The following is a 23409-nucleotide window of genomic DNA, read 5'->3' as shown; positions in this document are numbered from 1 at the left end:
TCACCTCCTTTATCTCTTTCTATGTTGGTATTTCCCATCACATCTTATCTCCATAAAAAAACATCCAGGAATATTCTCCTGGATGTTTTGGATTAGAATCGGATGGATTCTCTTGTTTTTTCATATGAGCTAACAAATCTCTCTGTTACTCCTGGTTCTACTGTTTCCAATGCTTCTGAAATGACTTTGAAGGAAGCAGGATAGTCATACTCTTTTTCAAAAATGTACAAAGCTTCATCAAAAGCTGCTTGGACATGATCATCGAACGAACGATAACGATTTGAGTATTGAAGCAACTGCTCTGTTAGAGTAGCGTATTGTACCAGTTTATAAGTTTCTTCTTCTAACTCTGTCATATCGTTGGTCAAAATATCCAGGAGACGATTGACGTTTTCAATATTGACACGACGACCTTCTAACTCAGCCAAAAGAGCTTCTGTGTTATCACTTGCAGTGAAGAAGATAGTAAGGAAGGATTGAGGAATTCCAGGTAAGTTACGCTTATCCATGTAGCGCTTAATAGCATGTAAACGGTTAGCGTAGATATTTACCTTTTGACGAGCATTCGTATCGTCTTTCTCAATCTTAGACAAGGTTTCGCTCAGTGCAATCTGATCATCTTCAATTTCCTTCAGACGTTCTTCAATCGCTTCTAACTCTTCTTGAAGAATAGAGTAAGCTTTTTGAGTTTCAGATGTATCATTCAAGGCATCCTCTACAACAAGCTCTTGAGCTGTTAATTCAGCTTCTAACTCCTTCAAGTGATTTTCCTTGAGTACTTTGCTTTCAAATATTTTGCTGAGACGTTCAACTTCTTCTGCTAAACTCTTGTTATTTTCCTTAGCATGGGCAAGGTAACCTGGTAATGCTTTGACCAATTTTTCAACCACTTTGTGTGATTCGATTTCACGAGTGAAAATATCATACAAGGCGTTGATTTCTTCTTGAATCTGCTCATTCTCATAGAGTGCATTATCTAATTCAAGAGCAGCAACATTGGCAAGATTGGCTTTCAATGCCGCATGCAGTTGTTGGAAACGTGCTTCCAAGTCGGTCTCTGTAAAATGATAACCAGATTCCAATAGTTTGCGATAACCAGATTCCAAATCTTCCAATTGGTCAGGAAGAGTTGTTTGTAGATCCTTCACAATTGCAGGAACTTTTTCAACAATGTGAGTCAAGGCTACAATATGGTTTTCTGCTGTGTCAAGAATTTCAGCAGCTTCAACAGGGTCACCTGATGAATTCAAGGTTACAAATTTTGAAAACTCAACTTGAATATTTTCAGATTGCTTCTCAATTTCGGGAAGCGCTGGGCCATACGCATCTGGATCAGAAGCCACTTGTTTTTGCAAGTTTTCAAACATATCCAAGGCATGAACAACTCGACCGCTATTCATTTCTTCTTTTTCTTTTAATTCAGATAAAGCTTGACGGATGGCCTTGATATCTTCATCAATTAATTGAACCTGACTCTCAATATTTCCAATTGCTTGCTTGGCTTTTAAAAAGCGGAAAGAATTGTTGTAGCCTTCTGCTTCAAAGAGGTTGTTCTCAATATCAGCAAAAGAATTGAGGGATAGGTCCACCCATTTTTGATTCCATTCACGAAATGCAACTTGACTTTGACCAATCAAATGCATATTCTTCACAGCCTCTACTTCATCATTTACCGGAAGGTTATACAACTCTTCTTTTCGTTCTTCCAGTGCTGCTAGTAAGGCTTCGTTACGCTTTCTCAATAAGACTGCCACTACATATCCTAAAACCAAAAGGACCCCAATGACAATAATGAGAATAATTAGTCCACGAGACATATAAAAACTCCTTCATTAAATTACTTGAAAGTAATCGTAGTTATTATATCATAAATATTCGAATAATTGGCAAATATCGCAGAATTTTATACATCAAGTGTACTATATTCGGCATTTTCTTCGATAAATTCACGGCGAGGTTCTACTCGATCTCCCATGAGCATATCAAAGATTTTATCTGCTTCTGCTGCATCATCCACTGTTACACGAGCCATGAGGCGGTGTTCTGGGTTCATAGTTGTTTCCCAGAGCTGATGATCATCCATCTCACCCAAACCTTTGTATCGTTGAATCGTTGGTTTGGAGCGACCTTCAGAATAGCGTTCTAAAGCCGCAGCCAATTCTGCTTCTTGGTTGACTCCTGGTTGAATGTATTCTTTGATCTCACTACCGACTTTTACACCATAAATTGGTGGTTGGGCGATATAAACATAGCCAGCCTCCAAAACGGGTTTCATATAGCGATAGATCAAGGTTAGGAGGAGGGTTCGAATATGAGCTCCATCGACATCGGCATCCGTCATGATGACTAATTTTTGATAACGGGCTTTTGATACATCAAATTCTGCACCAAAACCGGTTCCCATAGCTGTGAAAAGACTACGAATTTCTTCGTTGGCCAAAATCTTGTCCATGCTAGCCTTTTCCACGTTGAGGATTTTCCCACGAATAGGGAGAATTGCCTGGAACTCCCGGTTCCGACCTGATTTAGCAGATCCTCCGGCAGAATCTCCTTCGACGATGAAGAGTTCTGTCTCAGCTGGATTGTTAGATGAACAGTCTGCTAATTTACCAGGGAGGTTTGAGATTTCTAAACCAGATTTCTTGCGGGTGACTTCTCGGGCTCGCTTAGCAGCAACACGCGCTTTGGCAGCCAGAATTCCCTTTTCAACAATTTTCTTAGCAATCTGCGGATTTTCCAACAAGAAATCAGAGAAAGCATCGCTGAACAAACGGTTGGTAATCTTCACCACTTCAGAGTTTCCAAGTTTGGTCTTGGTTTGTCCTTCAAACTGTGGATTTGGGTGTTTAACAGAAATGACGGCTGTCAATCCTTCCCGAACATCTTCCCCTGTGAGATTCTCTTCATTGTCCTTGAGAAGTTTATTCTTACGAGCATAGTCGTTGATAACACGGGTTAAGGCTGTACGGAAACCTTGCTCATGAGTTCCACCTTCATGGGTATGGATGTTATTGGCAAAGCTCATGACGGTTTCGTGATAACCAGTCGTATACTGCATAGCCACTTCAACCGTGATATCATCCATTTCGCCATCAGTATAAATCGGAGTTTCGAAGATGACATCCTTGTTTTCGTTGATGTATTCTACATAACTAGCAATCCCACCTTCATAGTGGTAATCTTTCGTTTGCTCCTGGCCTTCACGCTTGTCTGTAATCGAGATCCGTAAACCACGGTTCAAGAAAGCCAACTCTTGAATCCGTTTGTTCAATTTCTCAAAATCAAATTCAGTTGTTTCTGTGAAAATTTCTGGGTCTGGAGTAAAGTGGACTGTAGTACCAGTTCGATCTGTTTCACCGATCACTTCAAGATCTGCAACGACTTGACCGCGTTTGTATTCTTGGTAATGAATTTGGCCATTCTTATGGACGTGTACATCTAGCTGAGTCGACAAGGCATTTACGACGGATGACCCAACTCCATGTAGTCCTCCAGAAACCTTGTAACCACCACCGCCAAATTTTCCTCCTGCATGGAGAACGGTAAAGACAGTTTCTACTGCCGGACGGCCTGTTTTTTCTTGAATATCAACCGGAATTCCCCGTCCATCATCGATGACTGTAATCGAATTATCAGCTTCGATAAAGACTTCGATATGGCTAGCAAAGCCAGCAAGGGCCTCATCGATAGAGTTATCGACGATTTCCCAGACCAAATGGTGAAGACCTTCTTTAGAAGTGGATCCGATATACATCCCCGGACGCATCCGAACTGCTTCTAAACCTTCTAAAACCTGGATCTGACTGGCATCATATTCTTGGCCAGTCGTTTCTTGTTTCAATTCTTCTGTCATTCTTTCCCTTTTCTAATTAAAAATATAGGCACTTAATTGATCCATTGAGTCAAACAAATAGGTCGCCATGCCAGCTCTCTGGCCAGCTTCAATATCGATCGGGCGATCTCCAATCACCAAGCCTGACTCAATTGCATACTTGTCTTTTAAATACAACATGGAAGTAGGATCTGGTTTACGTGGAAAACCGTCATCAGCTGTCACTACTTCTGTAAAGTAATGACGAATCCCTGTTTTTTCTAGGATGGTCTCTACATGATGGTCACGGTGAGAAACCAAAAAATGACGGGCTCCGTCTGCTGTCAGACGATCCAATAACTCCTCAGTCCCCTCGAATAAGCAGGGGATTTCAAGAGCTTCCTTCTCTCGCTTTTTATACTCTCCCAAAAAGTCTGGAAGGTCTGAGGCAAATTGCTGAACAGCATAATCCGTTGAAACCTTTAAAGCTGCATAAACAGAATCATGATCAGCCTCCCTTTGGAAATAATGTAAGGTCGCTACAAAAGCTTTTGTAGAGGTCTCATAATTGTCCAATAAAGTCCCACCAAGATCCCATATAAAATCATGATAATCCATAGCTTCAATTATACCATAATTTTCGAAAAATTGCTTGTAAAGTCAATGTTTTCACGGTTTTTTTACAGTCTTCTCCCTCCTATTTTACTTTCATTCAAAAAGCATTTATATTTTAAGAAATCCAGACGATAAAAAAATGAAGGCAGGAAATTTCTACCTTCATTTTTCTTCTCACCATCTAAGGTGCCGACGTTCCAAAAACATCTTGATAGAGCATGCCTTCTCTTAATTTTGTTGCATCTCCACCAAAATGCTTGACCAATGCATATGAAAAAGCAAGTGCCGTTGCAGGGCCCCGACTGGTCAAGATGTGACCATCCTGAACCACCGCTTCTTTCACATAGTGTCCTCTTCCAATTTCTTTTTCAAAGCCATCATAGCAGGTGTAGTGTTTTTTATCTAGTAGACCTGCCCGATCCAACACAATCGGGGCTGCACAAATAGCTGCAAGGCTTTTTCCTTGTTCATGGGCTTCTTTTAAAGACTGAATCAAGCCTTCATGGTCGCGTAGATTCGCCGCACCTGGCATCCCTCCTGGAAGGACAATGCCATCAAAATGATCCAATGAACCGGACCAGACCTCATCTACCTTCACTGTGATGCCATGGGAACCTGTCACTTCTTGATCAAATCCAACCATCTGACACTCGATTTCTGCTCTTCTCAAGACATCGACAACGGTCAAGGCTTCTATTTCCTCAAACCCACTTGCTAACATAACTGCTACTTTTGCCATATCAAATGATTCCTTTCTCGTGTAGTCGACTGAGTTGTTTTTGCCTCAATAGTCGACTTTCTTTTTTTCGTTCTTCACTTACCCGATTTTGATGGCTCATCGATAACAACAAGCCAATCCCAATGAGGTTACTAACAATAGCTGATCCCCCTTGTGAGATAAAAGGCAAGGGAATTCCAGTTAGAGGCAATATTCCTGTTACAGCCCCAATATTTTCAAATATGTGGAAGACTAACATCATAATAAACCCAGTCGAGATATAAGTATAAAACTGGTTATTGGATTTCAGAGTAATCCGCAACATTTTATAGACTAAAAACATGTATAAGAGGAGAAGAACCAAACCTCCTACAAAGCCAAAATCTTCCGCAATGACCGTAAAAATCATATCACTCTCTCGGACAGGGATCAACAGGTTGGACACATTAAAGCCTTGCCCCAATAAACCACCGCTTGCGATTGCCAACTGTCCTTGAGCCTGTTGAAAAGTCATAGTTTGAGCATAGTCAAAAGGATTCAACCAGGCTAAAATACGATTCATCTGATAGGTAGGCATCCCCAGAGTTTGATGGAGAAAGGCCCGCCCACCGTCGGATAGAAAGACGGCCAAAAAGAGAGCAATTCCACCTGCGAGGGTCAAAAAGACTGGTAAAATGATTTTCCAAGAGACCCCTGAAATAAGGACTACTCCTGAGAAGATAGCCATAAATACCAAGGAGGTTCCAAAATCATGTTGAAAGGCTAGAAGCCCTAGGACCGGTATGGTATAGGCAGCAATTTGGAGAATGAGAAAAAAGTCTTTTTTTAGCGTCCGATCTTCTTCCCTATTGTTTCGTAAAAAATGAACAATCGCACGAGAGACCATCAAGATATAAGAAATTTTCATAAACTCTGATGGCTGAAAAAGGCTGATCCCCTTGTAAGCCACCCAGTTTTTAGAACCGGTCGAAGCAACCAGGGTTGGGTTGTAAAAATAAAGGGGCAAGACCATTAAGACCAAGCCAAAGACATACAAATAGGGCGTTACTTTCCATAAAAATTCTGTATTAAAGAGCATGACGACAAAACTAATCATACATCCTAAAACAATCCAGGCAACCTGTTGGCCTAAAATTGACCAAACCAAGTCAGGATAATCATTCGAAACTGCAATGTAGACTGCCACCACTCCAAATGCCAATAATAACAGAACAGTGGTGATCAAGGAGAAATCTCCTCTAAGTTTGAAAGACTGACGTCTCTTCATTTCATCTCCCTTTCATTTAGATTCCTAAAACGTGTTGAAGTAGCAAACTAGAAATGGATACAGCTACCCAGGCAACAAGGCCGATGAGGAGAGGAGCCACCCCCTGCTTACGGAAGGCCTGAATAGACACTTGACTTCCAATGCCAACCAAGGCCATGGCCATCAAATATTGTGACAACCATTTACAGAAGGGAATCCAAGAACTTGGAAACCAGCCAAAGGACGTCACTAAAGAAGCCAAAAGGAAGTAAAAAATAAACCAAGGAACAATTTTACTCAATGCCACTTGCTTGCCTTCTCGATCCTGTTTCGACCGTCCTAGAAGTTTTAGTCCCAACATCCCAAAACAGATAGGAATTATCATCAGAGCTCGGGTCAACTTCACAACCGTAGCCACTTCACCCGCTGCTTTACTATAGGAAAATGCGGCCGCTACAACAGATGAGGTATCATTAATAGCTGTTCCTGCCCAAAAACCAAATTGCCGATCCGTCATAGCAAGGAGGTGACCAAAGAAAGGAAAGAGGAAAACCGCTAGGATATTAAAGAAAAAGATGGTCGACATGGACAGAGCGATGTCATTTTCATCAGCTTCTAGAACGGGAGAGGCTGCCGCGATTGCAGACCCTCCACAAATAGCTGTCCCCATTCCAACCAAGGCAGTTAAGATCTTTGGAGCTTTTAAGAGGTAGCCCATTGCAAAAGCAGAGAGAAAGGCAATACTGATGGTCGGTAAACTAATGACCAAAGAAGAAAGGCCCAATTGGGTCACCTTTTGAAAGGACAAGGTAAAGCCCATCAAGATAATGGAATATTGCAAGAGTTTTTTCCCTGAATAGGCTAGTCCCGGCCTGCTATTTTGAGGCAAGAGTTGACTAGCATTCAAGAGGATCCCACATAGGATAGCAAAGAGACTAGAGCCAAGGATAGGTACTGCTTTTCCTAACACCATAGATAGTCCTGCTGTGAGAGCGGCTAGCAAGACACCGGGAACATACTGAGTTCCATTGGGTTTTTGATTCATGTTAACTCCTAAATTGTTCAACAACTTCTTTTACTTCTCCTGTCTTAGCAATGACAAGAGGAGCTATTTTCTCTAAACTAGCTTGAATCTGCGAACCATATTGACGATTTAATAAGCGTTGATCTAATAAAATGACCAGAGATTCTTGCTCGCTCGAACGACTCGAGCGTCCAAGAGCCTGCTTCAAGCGTAAGATAGCTAGTGGCAAACTATAATCATAGAAAGGATTTTTCCCTTCTAGACGCAAGGTTTCGTGCAGCTTTTGTACAAAGAAATCACTTGGATTATCAAAAGGAATGCGAGGGATGACTTGAATGATTTTTGCTTGCTGGGCAAAATCGACCCCTTCCCAAAAACTACCGGATCCTAAAAGGACGGAAGCTTCCCCTCTATCAAATCGGCGTTTAATAGTTGCTGCTTCACCATTCTTATACTGAGCCAGATGACCCACTGTCATCAGCTGAGAAGTTGCTAAAAGCAAGTCCTTGGAAGTGAACAAGGCAAAGAGAGGCAAGCCAGTAGCTGCTAGATCATCCAAATAACTTGCTAAAGAGCTAGCTAATTCCTCTTGCGTCAAATTGGTCAAATCAGGAAATTCTCGATCGATGAAGATGGTTTGTCCTTGATGATAGGACAGTTCTTTCCCAATGAATTGGTAATTCTCAATTCCTAAAATCGAGGCTAGATTGACCTTTTTACTAATGGATAAGGTAGCTGAGACCAAGAGAAGTCTGGTAGTTGTTGGAATAAAGTCTTGAAGGGAAACCAAGCCCTCTCTTCCAGACTGCAAGCGAATTATCGGATGCTGATTCTCTTGTGTACGATCAATCCAAAAAATTTGAAAACGAGGATCAAAGACCGTTTTTAATGCAGCCAAGACTGGACTATCTAGTTCAGATAAATCCTGGCGAATTTTTTTCACCTGTTCCGCTGTTAGTTCGATCTTTTTACTACCCGATTCAAGATGTTTAAGTAAGGCATTCAATTCAAATTGGAGACTTTCAAGGATCCGCCGTTTCAACAAGGATTTTTCTATTTCTATCTCACGCTGCAGATCTAGCATAAAATCTGATAATGATAAGGAAGCCCTTGAAAAGTGCTCCAATGAAAAATACAGTTTTTGTGCTTCATCCACCACTAGGGTTCGATTTTCTACCAATGAAGGATCGTCTTCTAAACGAGTCAATAAATAGGCATGATTGGTGAGCAAGACTCGGCTCATTTTAGCTTTTTCTTGACCAAGACGCCAAAAATCTTCTGTGTAAAATAAAGATTTTTTTGATAGGTTTCCATCATGACGGATCCGTTGAACAAAGTTCCCGTAGCGATGAAGCTGCCCCACTTCGTTTAGATCACCTGTCCTTGTTTGAGCCAACCAGACCAGTAATTGCATTTTGAACCGATTCAAGAGACGATTTTCTTCTGGTTCATGAAGCATTTTAAAGAACTCATCCAACTTTAAATAATTTTGAGGACTTTTTAAACTATGAAAAGAGGTCTGAAAAACGGCCTCAATTTTCTTTGCTTCCTGTTGCATGATTTGGTCTTGCAAGACCTTGGTCGGAACACTAACAACAATCTGGTCCTTTGTATGCGCTAGTATAGGAAGAAGGTACCCATAGGTTTTTCCAATCCCAGTAGGTCCCTCGACAAAGGTGGCTATATTTCTAGAGGACTGAAGACTTTCTTCAATCGACTGAGCAAACTCTTTCTGCAAGGGGCGGGGCTCCATCCCCATTAACTGGATATTAATATCAAACTGATCAGAAAAATTCTTAGCATCTCTTCTCTTAAGAGGCTTACGAAGAAAAATCCCATGGTGGGATGTCAAGTCCTCATCATGAAAAGCTAGCGTATCCTCGAAAGCATCCTCCATCAAGAGTCTCGATTCGTAAATTAGATTATCAGAAAATGATAGCAAGGTTTCCACCAATTCTCTTGGTAGGGAAGCAATCGTTTCACGAATCTTAAGAAATAGCTTGGCGGTTGCTTGAGCATCTGAGATGGCTGAATGAGCATGGTCTAAGGGAATCGCAAATTCTTCACATAAGCTACTTAAATTGTATCTTTCTAAAGTTGGGAAAAAGACTTGAGCCAATTCAACCGTGTCGATCCGGGGTGTTATGAGTTCAAATCCTTCCCAAAACAAAGATTCTGCCAAGAGATTAGCATCAAATTTGACATTATGAGCCACAAAGACAGCATCTTCTATCAGTTCATAAACTTCCCTGGCTACCTGAGAAAAATCCGGTGCCTTTTTTAGTTGCTGATTGGTAATTCCAGTCAGTTGGCGAATATGTTCATCTAGTTCCTCATGCGGGTTGACGTCTGTCTCATAGCTCTCTACAATCTGCCCATCTTGAATGATGACAATCCCGATTTGAATAATTTTTGCATTGCTGCTTGCACTGGTCGCTTCCAGGTCCACGACAGCATATTTTCTTTTAACATTCGTCGTCATAGCACTTAAAATTATATCATTTTCCGACTCGCTTTGCTTGGTATTTTAATGACATTGAAGGAGCTAAATCTAACCAAGCGATAATTCTTCGGTCTCTAGAGGCGTTTTAGTCAGCTATTTTACCATATTTTTGATAGACTAATAGAGAAAGGAGCTCTTATGAAAATCCACCGCATTGTCAACCCCATCGCTTATGAAAACACCTACCTACTTGAAAATGAAAATGATCTTCTCGTTGTTGATCCTGGTAGTGCCTGGGAAAATATTCGAAACCGCATTGATCAGCTCGCAAAACCAATTGTTGCTATTCTCCTCACCCATACCCACTACGACCATATCATGAGTTTAGAGAAGGTGCGGGAAACTTATGGCTATCCACCTGTTTATGTAGATGCTCATGAAGCGACCTGGCTCCAAAGTCCTGTGGACAATCTTTCAGGACTAGACCGCCATTCTGATTTAATGGATGTGGTCTGCCAGCCAGCAGAAGAGCATTTTGACTACCGAACAGATTATCATTTGAAAAACTTCCATTTTTATGTCCTTCATACACCAGGACATTCCATTGGAGGGGTCTCCTTTGTCTTTCCTGATGACCACCTCGTCTTGACAGGTGATGCCCTTTTCCGAGAAACCATTGGAAGGACTGATTTGCCTACAGGAAGTGGCCCTCAACTTCTTGAAAGTATTGAGACACAATTACTCACCCTTCCATCCTCTTACGCAGTATACCCAGGACATGGGAATGATACCACTATCGGTCATGAAAAAATGTTTAATCCCTTCTTTCAAAATCGTTAAAAAGGAAGTTCAGATGAACTTCCTTTTTTGTATATTCTTAAATCTTCAAGAAACGTCTCATTGAAATTGATGAGCCAATCGCTCCGATTAAAATACCGAGACCAAACAGTCCTCCGACCATAATCGGAACAAGAAGGTTTGGACTATATAAGAACAATTTCTGATCTTGTAGGGTATTGTACATAGACTTGTAGACAATATTATAGACATAATAAAGCAAGAGAGCTGGTGGAATTGCACCAATCAAGCCAATCCAGGCACCTTCCAGAAGGAATGGAGCACGAATATAGCCACTCTTAGCACCTACCAGACGCATAATCTTGATTTCTCGACTTCGTGAAATAATGGTAATCCGAATCGTATTAGAAATCAAGAAGACCGCGATAAAGATTAGTAAACCAGCACCAATCAAGCCCCAAATACGGATGAAGTTCCCGAGAGCAAAGAGACGTTGAGTATCAACTCCCCCATCTTTTACTTCAGATACCCCTTCGATTTTCTTAGCGGCCTTGGAAACTTCTTTTACATACTTAGGAGCCGTTGTCTCTACAAAATAGGCATCATAGAGTGGATTGGCATCACCGTCAAAAATTTTCCAGTTGTTACCGGCAGTCTTGATCAAGTTTTCATATTGTTCTTCCTTGCTGGAGAACTCAACCTTATCAACATTCTTCATGGCTGTCAACGCATTATAGACTTTCTTGTAGTCCTCATTATCAACCATCTGGCCTTCTTTTTCAATCTGCTGGCTTTGATCTTGGATATCCTTGCGCATATAGACAACAATCCGTACACTATTTTGAATATCATCTGATAGCTTGATCGTATTCGCAATAACTGAGGCAAAAATCGCTACAAGTCCAAGTGTAATCATCACCGAACTAACTGCAGCAATGGTCATCCAGCCATTCCGTTTTAAACTTTTAAATGATTCAATGAGATGGCGGAAAAATCTTCTAATCATCGTATCCGTACTCTCCTTCCGCTTCATCCCGTACAACACGGCCATTTTCAATGGCGATAACACGGTGACGAAGTGTATTTACAATTTGGCTATTATGAGTCGCCATCAAAACAGTGGTACCTTGCAAATTAATTCGCTCTAAGAGGTTCATAATTTCCCAAGAGTTATCTGGGTCCAAGTTCCCTGTTGGTTCGTCCGCAATCAATACTTTAGGATTGTTGACGATGGCACGCGCGATAGCGATCCGTTGTTGCTCACCACCTGAAAGCTCATTTGGGAATGAACGAACCTTGTGTTTCAAACCAACAAGATCCAAAACTTCCATAACGCGTTTTTTAATGTTGCGACGACGCTCTCCAATTACTTCCATTGCGTAGGCAATATTTTCATAAACAGTCTTTTTAGGAAGCAATTTGTAGTCTTGGAAGACTACCCCAACGTTCCGACGCAACATCGGAATATCGCGTTTTTTGATTTTATCTAAATCAAAACCAGCAACTTTCAAGCTACCTTTATCATGCTTCACCTCACGGTAAAGTAAGCGAATAAAGGTTGATTTACCTGCACCAGATGGTCCTACAATATAGGCAAATTCTCCTGGTTCAATATGAACGGTCACTCCTCGAAGAGCTGTCGTTCCGTTGTCATATTTCTTGACAACATCTTTCATTTCAATCATTGACATGTATTGAAAATTCCTTTCCACATTTTATATAGAAGGAGGACTTTAATTGAGACGCCATTTTAAATAGGCATCAATAAAGCCATCAATATCTCCGTCCATTACTTTATCAACTTGGGCTACTTCATAGCTTGTACGGTGATCCTTCACCATGGTATATGGTGTAAAGACGTAGGAGCGAATCTGACTTCCCCAGGTGATTTCTTTTTTATCACCCTTTAAGGAATCCACTTCAGCTGCCTTCTTTTCTTGTTCCAATTGATAAAGTTTCGCCTGCAACATTTTCATTGCACGGTCACGGTTTCCGTACTGAGTCCGGTCAACTGTCGAAGCAACCACAATCCCTGTTGGGATGTGAGTCAGACGAACACCTGTTGAAACCTTGTTGACATTTTGTCCACCAGCTCCACCCGAACGGAAGGTATCCATCTTGATATCATCATCTCGGACTTCCACTTCAATGGTATCATCCAATTCTGGCATCACTTCAACTGACGTGAAGGAAGTATGGCGACGTTTGGCTGAGTCGAATGGCGAGATCCGTACCAAACGGTGAACGCCCATTTCAGATTTCAACAAACCATAGGCATGCGGTCCTTCAAAAGACAAGGTAACGGATTTAATCCCAGCCTCGTCTCCTGCCTGGTAGTCCAAGACTTCCACCTTGAAGCCATGAGCATTTCCGAAGCGGGTATACATCCGAAGAAGCATATCTCCCCAGTCCTGAGCCTCAGTACCACCAGATCCCGGATGGATTTCCAAAATTGCATTATTATTATCATAGGGTTCTGATAAGAGAAGCGTCATTTCATAACTGGTCATCATCTTATCCAACTCTATCAACTTCTCTTCTAGCTCTTCGTGAACGGATTCATCTTCTGAGAGAAACTCAAGAAGGATTTCGGATTCATCAAACAAGTCTGTCATTTGATGGAAATTCTCATAGGTTTGTTTCAACTCATTTAATTCCTGAGACGTTTTTTGCGCCGCAATATTATCATCCCAAAAATCAGGTTCTGTCATTTTGTTTTCCAAAATGGCAATTTCTTCTTCCAGACCCTCTAAGTCAAAGAGACCCCCTGAAAGAAGCTAATTTTTCACGATTCGCGTCAATTTTCTGACGGATTTCTGAAATATCCATAAGTACCTCTTTCTAAGTATCAGTCTATTATACCACAAACCCCGTCATTTGCACATAATAAGAGATAGTAAGAATGGTTTACCCTACAAAAATCGCATAAAACCAGGCCGTTGTCACTTCCCTTGTTACATAATTGTTAGATTTGTTACATGTTGGTTAACTTTCTTTTTCTTATCAACTTGTGATACACTAGTGATATGACACGTATTGGTTTTATGAGTGACCTGCACCTGGATTCCAATCAGTTTGGCGAGGCCGAACGCATGCAACTCCTTCAGGTCCTACAAGAAGAACAGATTGATCACCTTCATCTAGCTGGCGACATTTCCAATGACTTTAAGCAGATGAGTCTCCCCTTTATTCAGGACCTCCAAACCCAGCTCCCTGTTTCCTTTAATCTGGGCAATCACGATATGCTATACCTCTCAGAGGAGGAAATCTATCAGTATGATTTTCAAGTCCAGACCTTTGGAGATAGCCATTTAGTCAGTCTTGCTGGTTGGTACGATTATAGCTTTGTCCCTGAAAAGAGCAAGGAGGTCCACGTACGTACCAAAAATACTTTCTGGTTTGATCGAAGATTGGAACGTCCCTTAGACGACCCAACAATCACGCAAGAAGTTCTCTCCCAATTGGATCAGGTACTAGCTTCTTTAGATGGTAGAATCATCGTCGCTCTTCACTTTGTTCCCCACAAGGATTTTCTCGTTAGCCACCCCTACTTTCAGAAATTCAATGCCTTCTTAGGTAGTCAAGCTTTTCATGATCTCTTTGTAAAACATGGGGTAAGAGATGTGATCTTTGGTCACTTGCATCATCGCCATTCTTCCAGAGTCATCGATGGCATTCACTATCACATGCGGCCCCTTGGCTATATTCGAGAATGGCAATTGACGGAGAATTTTTTCAAGTCCTTCCCTCAGTACAAGATTTCCCAAATGTACCGCCTTCATAAACGCTACAATGCTGTGAAGGGCTTACCTGAATTTCATCAATACAAAAGACAACATTTAGCAAATGAATTTCGTCAAGCTTTAACCATCCTTGACTGCTAAAAAAAATAAAAAGATTTCGATCCCATAAGGAGTCGAAATCTTTTTTCGTTAAAATAGCTTATTCTTCTGTTTCAAGGAGATTCTTTGCAACAAGAGCTGCCAAGATACCACCAACGATTGGAGCAAGGATAAAGATCCAAATTTGTTGGAGGGCTGCACCACCTACAAAGAGTGCAGGAGCCAAGCTACGAGCTGGGTTAACAGAAAGACCTGTAATGTTCAAACCAACAAGAATGATCAAGGTCAAGCTCAAACCGATCACAAGACCAGCGATTTTCCCGTTTCCTTTAGAAGCTGATGTCACTGTCATGATGACCAAGATAAAGATAAAGGACGCAATCACTTCAAACAAGAAACCGCCAAATGGAGTCACTCCTTTAGCCAAGGCATTTTCACCAAGACTAGCGGTTGCCATACCGGAATTGGACAAAAGGAAGAAGACAGAAGCAGTTGCAAGGAAAGCTCCTACTACTTGCGCTACAATGTAGTTGACTAAGTCTTTTGAAGACAAGCGTTTGTTGACAAACATAGCAATAGAAACAGCAGGATTCAAGTGAGCACCAGAAACAGTCCCAATAGAGTATGCAGCTGCGACAATTGACAAACCAAATGCCAAGGCAATTCCTAAATGCCCAAGACCTTCAGTCCCATTTCCAAAAACAACCGCGCCAGTCCCGATAAAGACAAGCATAAATGTGCCGATTACTTCAGCAAAAAACTTTTTCATAATATAAATTTCCTTTCTTCAAACTGTTGTCTAGTTTATCAAAAATCCAGTCTGGGCTCAAGAAATATGCCCAGACATCTCTGCACACAAAAAAGCCATCCGAAGATGACTTTTGATATGCGTTTAAATAGCGTTTTTATCTTTTCCAAGTGCTCGTTGGATTGCTTTGACAATCTCAACAAGGACTACAATCATAAGCGCTCCTACAGCGACCACCATCCATTGAGTCAAACTCAAATGTGACACGTGGAAGAGATTATTAAATCCAGGAACCAAAATTGTCACCACAAAGAGAACAAAGGCAACTGGGATAGACCAGTTAAAGGTCTTGTTGGTAAAGAGTCCCACTTTAAAGATCGATTGGTAAACCGACTTAACGTTAAAGGCATGGAGCAATTGGATCAAACCGAGAGTTGCAAAAGCCATGGTAAGGGCATCCGCATGGATTTCAGTATGACTTTGGTGCTCTGGGAAGAGAAGAGCCCAACCATAAACACCTAAAACTAGCATCGTTTGGAAGATCCCTTGATAAATGATAGCTCCGAAGACACCGCCATCAAAGAAGTTAGACTTACGGCCACGAGGCTTGTGGGTCATGACACCTGGTTCAGCTGGTTCCACACCAAGGGCGATGGCTGGTAGCGTATCTGTTACCAGGTTAATCCATAGCAAATGCACTGGTTGAAGCACATCCCAACCTAACAATGTTGCAAAGAAGATGGTGAAAACTTCAGCCATATTGGCAGACAAGAGGTATTGGATTGATTTTTGGATATTTGAGAAGACCTTACGTCCTTCTTCTACCGCTACGATAATGGTTGCAAAGTTATCATCAGCAAGGACCATATCAGAAGCTCCCTTAGAAACTTCTGTACCTGTAATCCCCATACCGATACCGATGTCAGCTGTCTTAAGTGAAGGCGCATCGTTAACCCCGTCACCTGTCATAGCAACAACCTTACCTTCTTTTTGCCATGCTTTCACGATACGAACCTTGTGCTCAGGTGATACACGAGCGTAAACAGAGTATTGCTTGAAGACCTTTTGGAATTCTTCATCAGTGAGTTCATTCAACTCAGCACCAGTGAAAACATGGTCTTCTGTATCATTTGGATCGATGATACCGAGACGTTTAGCGATAGCTTCCGCTGTATCTTGGTGGTCACCAGTGATCATAATCGGACGGATACCTGCTTCTTTAGCGACACGTACAGCTTCTGCAGCTTCTGGACGCTCAGGGTCAATCATGCCGACCAAACCAGAGAAGATGAGGTCAGACTCAACAATTTCAGATTCCAAGGTTGGAATTTCCTTACTTGTCTTGTAAGCCATCATCAAGACACGAAGGGCTTGTTTAGCCAAGTCTTTATTGATAGCAAGGATAGCTTTCTTATCTTCTTCTGTGATTGGGCGAACTTCCCCATTGACTTCAATACGAGTCACACGTTTGAGCAATTGGTCAGGGGCACCCTTGACAGCGATAAAGTAAGAGCCATCTGCTTCCTTATGAATGGTAGACATGAGTTTTCGGTCTGAGTCAAATGGCAATTCAGCCACACGTGGCTCATCCTTCAAGACTTCACGAACATCGAAGTTGTGATCCAAACCAAACTGTACAAGGGCTGTCTCTGTTGGATCCCCAATCAACTTACCAGATGGGTCCACCTTTGTATCATTGGCAAAGTTCATGATACGGAGGGTATTATTGTTAGCAGTAATCTCAGTTGCAGCACTTTGCAATTGACCGTTGGTATAAACTTTTTCAACCGTCATTTGGTTCATGGTCAAAGTACCTGTTTTATCAGATGCAATGATTTCTGTTGAACCGAGAGTCTCAACCGCTGGCAATTTACGGACGATTGAATTCCGTTTGGCAAGGGTTGTAGTTCCCAATGATAGAACGATGGTTACAATGGCAGGAAGTCCTTCTGGAATAGCCGCAACCGCAAGAGCAACCGCCACCATCAAGCCTTCTAATGGATGTTCACCACGAACGAATACACCAACCAAGAAGGTAATCACTGCAATCACAATAATCAAGTAAGTCAAGACCTTAGATAATTGTTCCAAGCTTTGCTTCAATGGTGTTTCAGTTTCGTCTGCGTTGGCTAACATATCCGCAATCTTACCAACTTCAGTATACATACCAGTATTGGTTACGACACCGATACCACGACCGTAAGTTACATTTGAGTTTTGGTAACCCATGTTAACACGATCCCCGATACCAGCATCTGCTTCAACAAGTCCTGTCACATCTTTTTCAACTGGGACAGACTCCCCTGTAAGTGCAGCTTCTTCGATTTTAAGAGACGCCGCTTCCAGCAAACGCATATCGGCAGGCACCACATCTCCAGCTTCTAGCAAGACGATGTCCCCAGGCACCAATTCTTTTGAGTCAATCTCAATGACATGACCATCACGACGAACACGAGCCATCGGGCTAGACATATTTTTCAACGCTTCAATAGCTGCTTCAGCTTGACCTTCTTGGTAAACACCAAAGGCTGCATTCAGGACAACTACGGCCAATATGATAAGGGCATCTGTTAAACCATCCATTCCTTCTGTAATGACAGACAGTGCCGCAGCCGCAAGCAAGATGATAATCATCAAATCCTTAAATTGATCAAGGAATTTAGCTAGTAGGCTACGTTTTTCGCCCTCTTCCAACTCATTTCGACCATAAGTCGCTAGGCGTTCTTTAGCTTGAGCAGTTGACAAACCTTCGATAGATGAGTCCAAATTCTTTAGGACTTCTTCTGAGGTCTGTGTATAAAACAAGTCTTTATTTTGTTCTTTTGACAAAATAGTCTCCTCCTTTTCGGCCTCTTTTTACAAAAAAAGAGACCTGTTTTTTAAAAAAACAAGTCTCGCTGTTTAATATAGTGCCGGAAATAATTCGGAATGACGACACTATCGCGGGAAATCCGCCAGCTACTCCCTTGAGTGGTTTCATTATACCACACCTTGTAGAAAAATCAAGAAAAACTACTGATAAACTAGTCTCCCCATGTCAATTCTAAGCGATAGGTTGCGAATTGTTGACTTCCATCTGCCGTTAACAACTGATAGGACAAACCAAGCTTATTTTGCTCCAATCTATATTCCTGAGTATCAATCACAAACTGCTGCATGCCTAGGGGAGTTGGAATGAGCGCATGACCTTTCTCTGAAACTATAAATTTCATAATGGATTTTGGCGTTGAAAAGCGAGTCATAGTCAATTCTTGATCATGAAATTTCAAAGCGACTTTTTCTCCTTCTTCGTTGGTGTAGAGCAGATAGTGATAGCCGCCTTTTTCCTTCCATTCACCTTCGTAATATTGGTCCATCACTTCCAGTTGATCATCAAATTGAATCTGATTTTGTATTCTAATCTTCAAAAGTTCCCATCCTTTCCCTCTTTCCTTTATTTTACCAAAAACTTCTTTCTTTTTCCTATTGCAACCATCTCTCGATACCAATTTAGGCCGTTTTCTGCTATAATAGAGGCATGAATGAAAAAGTATTTCGGGATCCTGTGCACAACTATATTCACGTGGATCACCCAGTCATTTACAAGCTCATTAATACGAAAGAATTTCAACGACTACGTCGCATCAAACAGTTAGGAACCTCTGGGTTTACCTTTCATGGGGGCGAGCATAGTCGTTTTTCGCACTGTCTAGGAGCCTATGAAATTGCTCGGCGCATCCTATCAATCTTTGATGAGAAATACACCGACCAATGGGACTCAAGCGAATCCCTTCTCACCATGGTTGCCGCCTTGCTCCATGATATCGGACACGGCGCTTATTCGCATACCTTTGAAGGGCTATTTGATACTGATCATGAAAAAATGACCCAGGAAATTATTACCTGTCCTGAAACAGAAATCTACCAGATATTAATTCAAGTAGCACCTGATTTTCCTCAAAAGGTAGCTAGTGTTATCGACCACACCTACCCTAACAAACAGGTGGTGCAGTTAATCTCTAGTCAGATTGATGTCGATCGCATGGATTACCTTCTAAGAGACGCCTACTTCACTGGGGCTTCTTACGGGAATTTTGATTTAACTCGTATATTGCGTGTTATCCGCCCAGTAGAAAACGGAATTGCTTTTCAGGTCAATGGGATGCATGCGGTTGAAGATTATGTTGTTTCTCGCTACCAAATGTATATGCAGGTCTACTTTCATCCAGCCACCAGAGCAATGGAAGTCCTATTGCAGAACCTGCTCAAGCGGGCACGTCATCTCTATCTTGAGCACAAAGAGTTCTTTCAAGCGACTTCTCCTCGACTGATTCCATTTTTTGAACACCAAGTTAGCCTGGCCGATTACTTGGCTTTGGACGACGGCGTTATGAATACCTACTTTCAATCTTGGATGGAGAGTCCGGACTCCGTACTCTCTGATTTGGCCCAGCGTTTTATCAATCGCAAGGTTTTCAAATCCATTCTCTTTCAAGATAAGGATGAAGAACAATTAGCTGCTCTCAAACAACTGATTCAAGAGGTCGGTTTTGATCCAACCTATTATACGGCTATTCATCGAAACTTTGACCTTCCTTACGACGTTTACCGACCAGATTCAGAAAAACCTCGTACTCAAATTGAGATCATCCAGAAGGATGGAAATTTAGCTGAGCTATCCCTTCTTTCTCCTATCGTTGCTTCCTTAGCCGGTAGCAGGCAAGGGGATAACCGCTTCTATTTCCCAAAAGAAATGCTGCTTGAAAACAGCTTGTTTACACCACAGCTGCACTTATTCCAGTCCTATATTGTTAACGATACCTTCACAGGAGAAAAAGATGAACATTAAACTTGTTGCACTTGATATCGATGGGACCCTTTTAACATCTGACGGCCAAGTAACCCCCGAAGTTTTCCAAGCTATCCAAGATGCAAAAGCTCAAGGAGTCCATGTTGTCTTAGCAACTGGTCGTCCTCGTTCTGGTGTCCTTCAATTGCTAAAAGAACTTCACTTGGATCAAGCAGGTGATTTCGTCATCACCTTCAATGGTGGGCTCATTCAAGACGCCCATACTGGAGAAACACTTTATGAAGAACACCTCTCCTACCAAGATTATTTGGATATTGAAGCACTAGCCCGTAAATTAGCTGTCCCTATGCACGCTAGTACCAAGTCTGGCATTTATACAGCCAATCGTAACATTGGGGCCTATACCGTCCGTGAAGCCAAATTGGTTCACTCGGATCTTTTCTATCGGACTCCTGAAGAAATGGAGCAGCATACGATTCTCAAGTGTATGTATGTCGATGAGCCGGAAATCTTAGGAACAATCCTCTCAACTATTCCGGATAATTTTTACGATCGTTTTACAATTGTGCGTTCCGCACCTTTTTACCTTGAGATATTGCCCAAAACAGTAAATAAAGGTCAAGCCCTCTTACAGTTAGCGTCCAAGTTAAACCTAAGTCCAGATCAGGTTATGGCTGTTGGTGATCAAGAAAACGACCAAGCCATGTTAGAGGTTGCTGGTCTTCCTGTCGCGATGGACAATGCCAGTCCTGAATTAAAAAAGATTGCTAAAGTTGTCACGCGATCCAACGATGAGTCGGGTGTTGCTTACGCCCTTAGAAAGTGGGTACTCCATTAATGTATAGTTACAAAATCGGTATTACAGCCGAAGAACATGATGAATTTGTGAAAAAGAGCCCCCAAACCAATTTGCTTCAAAGCTCAGATTGGGCAAAGATCAAAGACAACTGGGGCAATGAGCGCCTTGGCGTTTACCAAGATCACAAACTAGTCGCTGTCGCAAGTATTTTAATCCAGCCACTTCCACTTGGTTTTACCATGCTCTATATCCCACGTGGACCTATTATGGATTATCAAAACAGCGAATTAGTAGCCTTCATGCTCCAATCCATCAAAACATATGCTAAAAGCAAGCGTGCTGTCTTCGCCAAGTTTGATCCCTCTCTTTTCCTAAGAAAAGGATTAATCGGCCAAGAAACAAGTGATCAAGAGGCTACTTTGGCGATTATCCAATCCTTAAAAGAATGTGGAGCCGAATGGGTTGGACGGACAGAAGACATGGGAGAAACGATTCAACCACGTTTCCAGGCCAATATCTACAAGGAATACTTCACTGAGGACCAACTGTCCAAATCTACCAAGCAAGCCATTCGTACCGCTCGAAATAAAGGAGTTGAAGTCATCTTTGGAGGCACTGAACTCTTAGACGAATTTGCAGCTCTGATGAAAAAAACAGAAGCGCGAAAAGGTATCCATCTTCGAGGAAAAGACTATTATGAGAAACTGCTAACAACCTATGCGGGGCAATCTTACATCACTCTATCAAGAATTAACTTAGCACAACGTCTTGATTCACTCAAAGAGCAACTGGAAAAAAATCAAGCGGAAGCTAGTCGTTTTAATGAAAAAACTAAACCAGGCAAAATCGACAACAACCGACAAGAAAAAGAACGTTTGGAAGAAGAAATCCAATTTCTCCATCAAGTGCTAAAAGCTGGCCAGGAGATTGTTTCTCTTTCTGGAACCTTAACTCTTGAATTTGGAGGCACTTCAGAGAATGTCTATGCAGGAATGGATGAGAATTTCCGCCGCTATCAACCAGCCATTTTGACTTGGTATGAAACAGCCCAGCATGCCTTTGACCGTGGAGCTGTTTGGCAAAACATGGGCGGAGTTGAGAACCATTTAGATGGAGGACTCTACCACTTCAAATCAAAATTTAATCCAATGATTGAAGAATTTGTTGGCGAATTCAACCTCCCAACAAGTATTCTTTATCCCCTTGTTAACAAGGCCTATCAATTACGAAAAAAACTAAGAAATAAACAGTAAGGTGACCTATGACATTCAATATTATTAGTAGGGAAGATTTTTACCAACACTCTCTTACTACTTCCAATCACTCTTTTTTACAGAGTATTGAAATGGCTGATTTGCTTCAAAAAAGAGGCGCAACCATTCAATATATTGGATGGGAAGAGCAAGGAAAATTAGTTATCTCAGCCATTTTATACAGCCTACCCATGACTGGAGGCTTGCATTACGAAATCAATAGTGGACCAATCGTGACGGATACACGCCATCTACCAGATTTTTACAAAGCATTACAGGATTATGTAAAAGAAAATGGTGGTATCGAATTCATTTTAAAGCCCTATGACCACTATCAAACTTTCGATAGCAATGGAAATCCGACTGAAGAAGAGCAAAAACAGCTTATCCATCCCCTACTGGATCTAGGCTATCAATTTGATGGCTTACAAGTGGGCTATCCAGGAGGAGAACCAGTTTGGCATTATCTGAAGGACCTAACTGATTATGATGCGAAATCTCTCCTAAAATCTTTCAACAAGAACTGTAGTCGTAATATTACGACTGCCCTCAACTATGACATTTCCATTCGAAATATTAATAGAGATGAAATTCCTCAGTTTAAACAAATTATTGAGGAAACTGGAAAACGTCAAGGTTTTGAAGATAAGAGTCTAGACTACTACTACGATCTCTATGATACCTTTAAAGAAAATGCAGAGTTTCTCATTGCTGAAATCAATACAGCTGATGCACTTGCTTACTTAGACCAGAAGATCTCTTTGCTGAATCCTTCATCTAAACAATATGAGCAACAGCTGCAAAAATTAGAGAAACAAAAGACAATTGTCCGGGAAACCTTGGCTAACGAAACAGTTGAAACAGTGCCCTTGGCCTGTGCCCTGATCATCTATAATCCATCAGAAGTGACCTATTTGTTTGGCGGTTCGTATACCAAATACCAGAAATTCTCTGCAGCCTTCTTGATTCAATACCATGCCATGAAGCGTGCCCTAGAAAAAGGAATCACCTTATACAATTTCCTAGGTATTCAAGGGGTCTTCGACGGCTCAGACGGCGTTCTTCGTTTCAAACAGAACTTTAATGGTTACGTAGTCCGTAAGATGGGAACCTTCCGTTATTACCCAAATCCTCTGAAATTCAAAGCCTTGTCCTTGATCAAACGAATCTTAGGACGCTCATAAAAAAACAAAGAGGTTGGGACAAAAGTCCTAGCCTCTCAATTGTCTTTGGATTGTCGAGCAAGACGCAGTGGTTGAGTGGGTTATATACGCTGATTTCATCAGCTTTTACAGCCCTACTCAACTGTGAGGAAGTGGGACA

General features: G+C 41.6%; 19 protein-coding genes. 6 read left to right on the top strand and 13 right to left on the bottom strand.

Annotation, left to right across the window (positions count from 1 at the left end):
• Window positions 1-92 precede the first annotated feature (92 nt).
• The 7 genes from ezrA to AC3E6G_RS02460 form a co-directional block, all read right to left on the bottom strand.
• Window positions 93-1817, bottom strand: a complete 1725-nt coding sequence (ezrA, locus tag AC3E6G_RS02490; RefSeq protein WP_023027062.1) for a septation ring formation regulator EzrA — start codon at window positions 1815-1817, stop codon at window positions 93-95.
• Window positions 1818-1903: 86 nt separating this feature from the next.
• A complete protein-coding gene (gyrB, locus tag AC3E6G_RS02485) occupies window positions 1904-3853 on the bottom strand; it encodes a DNA topoisomerase (ATP-hydrolyzing) subunit B (RefSeq protein ID WP_023023814.1) in 1950 nt (649 codons plus the stop codon).
• A gap of 12 nt (window positions 3854-3865) precedes the next feature.
• Window positions 3866-4429, bottom strand: coding sequence for an HAD-IA family hydrolase (locus AC3E6G_RS02480; RefSeq protein WP_490700384.1), 564 nt, complete (start codon window positions 4427-4429; stop codon window positions 3866-3868).
• Between the two features lie 178 nt (window positions 4430-4607).
• On the bottom strand, window positions 4608-5165 hold the full coding sequence (locus tag AC3E6G_RS02475; RefSeq protein ID WP_490700383.1) for a DJ-1 family glyoxalase III: 558 nt from the start codon (window positions 5163-5165) through the stop codon (window positions 4608-4610).
• A gap of 1 nt (window position 5166) precedes the next feature.
• Window positions 5167-6411 (bottom strand): FtsW/RodA/SpoVE family cell cycle protein, encoded by a 1245-nt coding sequence (locus AC3E6G_RS02470; RefSeq protein ID WP_343093773.1) that lies wholly within the window; start codon window positions 6409-6411, stop codon window positions 5167-5169.
• 16 nt (window positions 6412-6427) lie between these two features.
• Entirely contained in the window at window positions 6428-7435 is a 1008-nt protein-coding gene (locus AC3E6G_RS02465; RefSeq protein ID WP_023023822.1) for a YeiH family protein, read from the bottom strand.
• A 1-nt stretch (window position 7436) separates the two neighbouring features.
• Window positions 7437-9896 (bottom strand): bifunctional DnaQ family exonuclease/ATP-dependent helicase, encoded by a 2460-nt coding sequence (locus AC3E6G_RS02460; protein WP_490700382.1) that lies wholly within the window; start codon window positions 9894-9896, stop codon window positions 7437-7439.
• Window positions 9897-10055: 159 nt separating this feature from the next.
• Here AC3E6G_RS02460 and AC3E6G_RS02455 point away from each other — a divergent pair, with 159 nt between their 5' ends.
• Window positions 10056-10697 carry an MBL fold metallo-hydrolase gene (locus tag AC3E6G_RS02455; RefSeq protein ID WP_490700381.1) on the top strand — a complete coding sequence of 214 codons (642 nt, stop codon included), beginning with the start codon at window positions 10056-10058 and terminating at the stop codon, window positions 10695-10697.
• 37 nt (window positions 10698-10734) lie between these two features.
• Here the strand turns inward: AC3E6G_RS02455 and ftsX are convergent, their stop codons facing one another.
• The 3 genes from ftsX to prfB all read right to left on the bottom strand — a co-directional run bounded on the left by ftsX (window position 10735) and on the right by prfB (window position 13484).
• Entirely contained in the window at window positions 10735-11661 is a 927-nt protein-coding gene (ftsX, locus tag AC3E6G_RS02450; protein WP_048789353.1) for a permease-like cell division protein FtsX, read from the bottom strand.
• Window positions 11654-12346, bottom strand: a complete 693-nt coding sequence (ftsE, locus tag AC3E6G_RS02445; RefSeq protein WP_006595938.1) for a cell division ATP-binding protein FtsE — start codon at window positions 12344-12346, stop codon at window positions 11654-11656. The genes ftsX and ftsE overlap by 8 nt, the downstream gene beginning before the upstream one ends.
• Before the next feature lie 42 nt (window positions 12347-12388).
• A protein-coding gene (prfB, locus tag AC3E6G_RS02440) for a peptide chain release factor 2 (protein WP_111674402.1) occupies window positions 12389-13484 on the bottom strand; the annotation gives its coding sequence in 2 pieces (ribosomal slippage) (window positions 12389-13411 and window positions 13413-13484; 1095 coding nt in all).
• A 197-nt stretch (window positions 13485-13681) separates the two neighbouring features.
• On the opposite strand from prfB, the gene AC3E6G_RS02435 reads away from it, so the two are divergent.
• Window positions 13682-14539 carry a metallophosphoesterase gene (locus tag AC3E6G_RS02435; RefSeq protein ID WP_154853398.1) on the top strand — a complete coding sequence of 286 codons (858 nt, stop codon included), beginning with the start codon at window positions 13682-13684 and terminating at the stop codon, window positions 14537-14539.
• A 58-nt stretch (window positions 14540-14597) separates the two neighbouring features.
• Here the strand turns inward: AC3E6G_RS02435 and AC3E6G_RS02430 are convergent, their stop codons facing one another.
• From AC3E6G_RS02430 to AC3E6G_RS02420, 3 genes are all read right to left on the bottom strand, one after another.
• Window positions 14598-15266 carry an MIP/aquaporin family protein gene (locus tag AC3E6G_RS02430; protein WP_490700380.1) on the bottom strand — a complete coding sequence of 223 codons (669 nt, stop codon included), beginning with the start codon at window positions 15264-15266 and terminating at the stop codon, window positions 14598-14600.
• 123 nt (window positions 15267-15389) lie between these two features.
• Window positions 15390-18074, bottom strand: coding sequence for a cation-translocating P-type ATPase (locus tag AC3E6G_RS02425; protein ID WP_490700379.1), 2685 nt, complete (start codon window positions 18072-18074; stop codon window positions 15390-15392).
• Window positions 18075-18268: 194 nt separating this feature from the next.
• Window positions 18269-18652, bottom strand: coding sequence for a YwiB family protein (locus tag AC3E6G_RS02420; protein ID WP_061564180.1), 384 nt, complete (start codon window positions 18650-18652; stop codon window positions 18269-18271).
• Between the two features lie 110 nt (window positions 18653-18762).
• Between AC3E6G_RS02420 and AC3E6G_RS02415 the strand changes: the two genes are divergently transcribed.
• From AC3E6G_RS02415 to AC3E6G_RS02400, 4 genes are read left to right on the top strand one after another with little or no spacing between them, the layout of a single operon-like run.
• Window positions 18763-20073: an HD domain-containing protein gene (locus AC3E6G_RS02415; RefSeq protein ID WP_006595932.1), complete on the top strand. Its 1311-nt coding sequence runs from the start codon at window positions 18763-18765 to the stop codon at window positions 20071-20073.
• The gene (gene yidA / locus AC3E6G_RS02410; protein ID WP_219074461.1) at window positions 20063-20872 is read left to right on the top strand and encodes a sugar-phosphatase; all 810 of its coding nucleotides are present in this window, start codon (window positions 20063-20065) and stop codon (window positions 20870-20872) included. The genes AC3E6G_RS02415 and yidA overlap by 11 nt, the downstream gene beginning before the upstream one ends.
• Window positions 20872-22086 (top strand): aminoacyltransferase, encoded by a 1215-nt coding sequence (locus AC3E6G_RS02405; RefSeq protein ID WP_219074462.1) that lies wholly within the window; start codon window positions 20872-20874, stop codon window positions 22084-22086. Before yidA ends, AC3E6G_RS02405 begins: the two co-directional genes overlap by 1 nt.
• A gap of 8 nt (window positions 22087-22094) precedes the next feature.
• Complete coding sequence (locus AC3E6G_RS02400) at window positions 22095-23270, top strand: aminoacyltransferase (RefSeq protein WP_490700378.1); 1176 nt, start codon at window positions 22095-22097, stop codon at window positions 23268-23270.
• Window positions 23271-23409: the final 139 nt, after the last annotated feature.

This window comes from Streptococcus sp. SCPM-O-B-23252 (M501) (assembly GCF_058200355.1).
Note: the sequence above shows the minus strand (reverse complement) of the source record. Positions and strands in the feature narration are given on the sequence as shown.

Coding starts and splice junctions, on each gene's coding strand:
- AC3E6G_RS02435 (WP_154853398.1), top strand. CDS start 13,682: ATGACACGTATTGGTTTTATGAGTGACCTGCACCTGGATTCCAATCAG.
- AC3E6G_RS02460 (WP_490700382.1), bottom strand. CDS start 9,896: ATGACGACGAATGTTAAAAGAAAATATGCTGTCGTGGACCTGGAAGCG.
- AC3E6G_RS02430 (WP_490700380.1), bottom strand. CDS start 15,266: ATGAAAAAGTTTTTTGCTGAAGTAATCGGCACATTTATGCTTGTCTTT.
- AC3E6G_RS02415 (WP_006595932.1), top strand. CDS start 18,763: ATGAATGAAAAAGTATTTCGGGATCCTGTGCACAACTATATTCACGTG.
- AC3E6G_RS02465 (WP_023023822.1), bottom strand. CDS start 7,435: ATGAATCAAAAACCCAATGGAACTCAGTATGTTCCCGGTGTCTTGCTA.
- AC3E6G_RS02470 (WP_343093773.1), bottom strand. CDS start 6,411: ATGAAGAGACGTCAGTCTTTCAAACTTAGAGGAGATTTCTCCTTGATC.
- AC3E6G_RS02475 (WP_490700383.1), bottom strand. CDS start 5,165: ATGGCAAAAGTAGCAGTTATGTTAGCAAGTGGGTTTGAGGAAATAGAA.
- AC3E6G_RS02405 (WP_219074462.1), top strand. CDS start 20,872: ATGTATAGTTACAAAATCGGTATTACAGCCGAAGAACATGATGAATTT.
- AC3E6G_RS02480 (WP_490700384.1), bottom strand. CDS start 4,429: ATGGATTATCATGATTTTATATGGGATCTTGGTGGGACTTTATTGGAC.
- yidA (WP_219074461.1), top strand. CDS start 20,063: ATGAACATTAAACTTGTTGCACTTGATATCGATGGGACCCTTTTAACA.
- gyrB (WP_023023814.1), bottom strand. CDS start 3,853: ATGACAGAAGAATTGAAACAAGAAACGACTGGCCAAGAATATGATGCC.
- ezrA (WP_023027062.1), bottom strand. CDS start 1,817: ATGTCTCGTGGACTAATTATTCTCATTATTGTCATTGGGGTCCTTTTG.
- AC3E6G_RS02400 (WP_490700378.1), top strand. CDS start 22,095: ATGACATTCAATATTATTAGTAGGGAAGATTTTTACCAACACTCTCTT.
- ftsX (WP_048789353.1), bottom strand. CDS start 11,661: ATGATTAGAAGATTTTTCCGCCATCTCATTGAATCATTTAAAAGTTTA.
- ftsE (WP_006595938.1), bottom strand. CDS start 12,346: ATGTCAATGATTGAAATGAAAGATGTTGTCAAGAAATATGACAACGGA.
- AC3E6G_RS02455 (WP_490700381.1), top strand. CDS start 10,056: ATGAAAATCCACCGCATTGTCAACCCCATCGCTTATGAAAACACCTAC.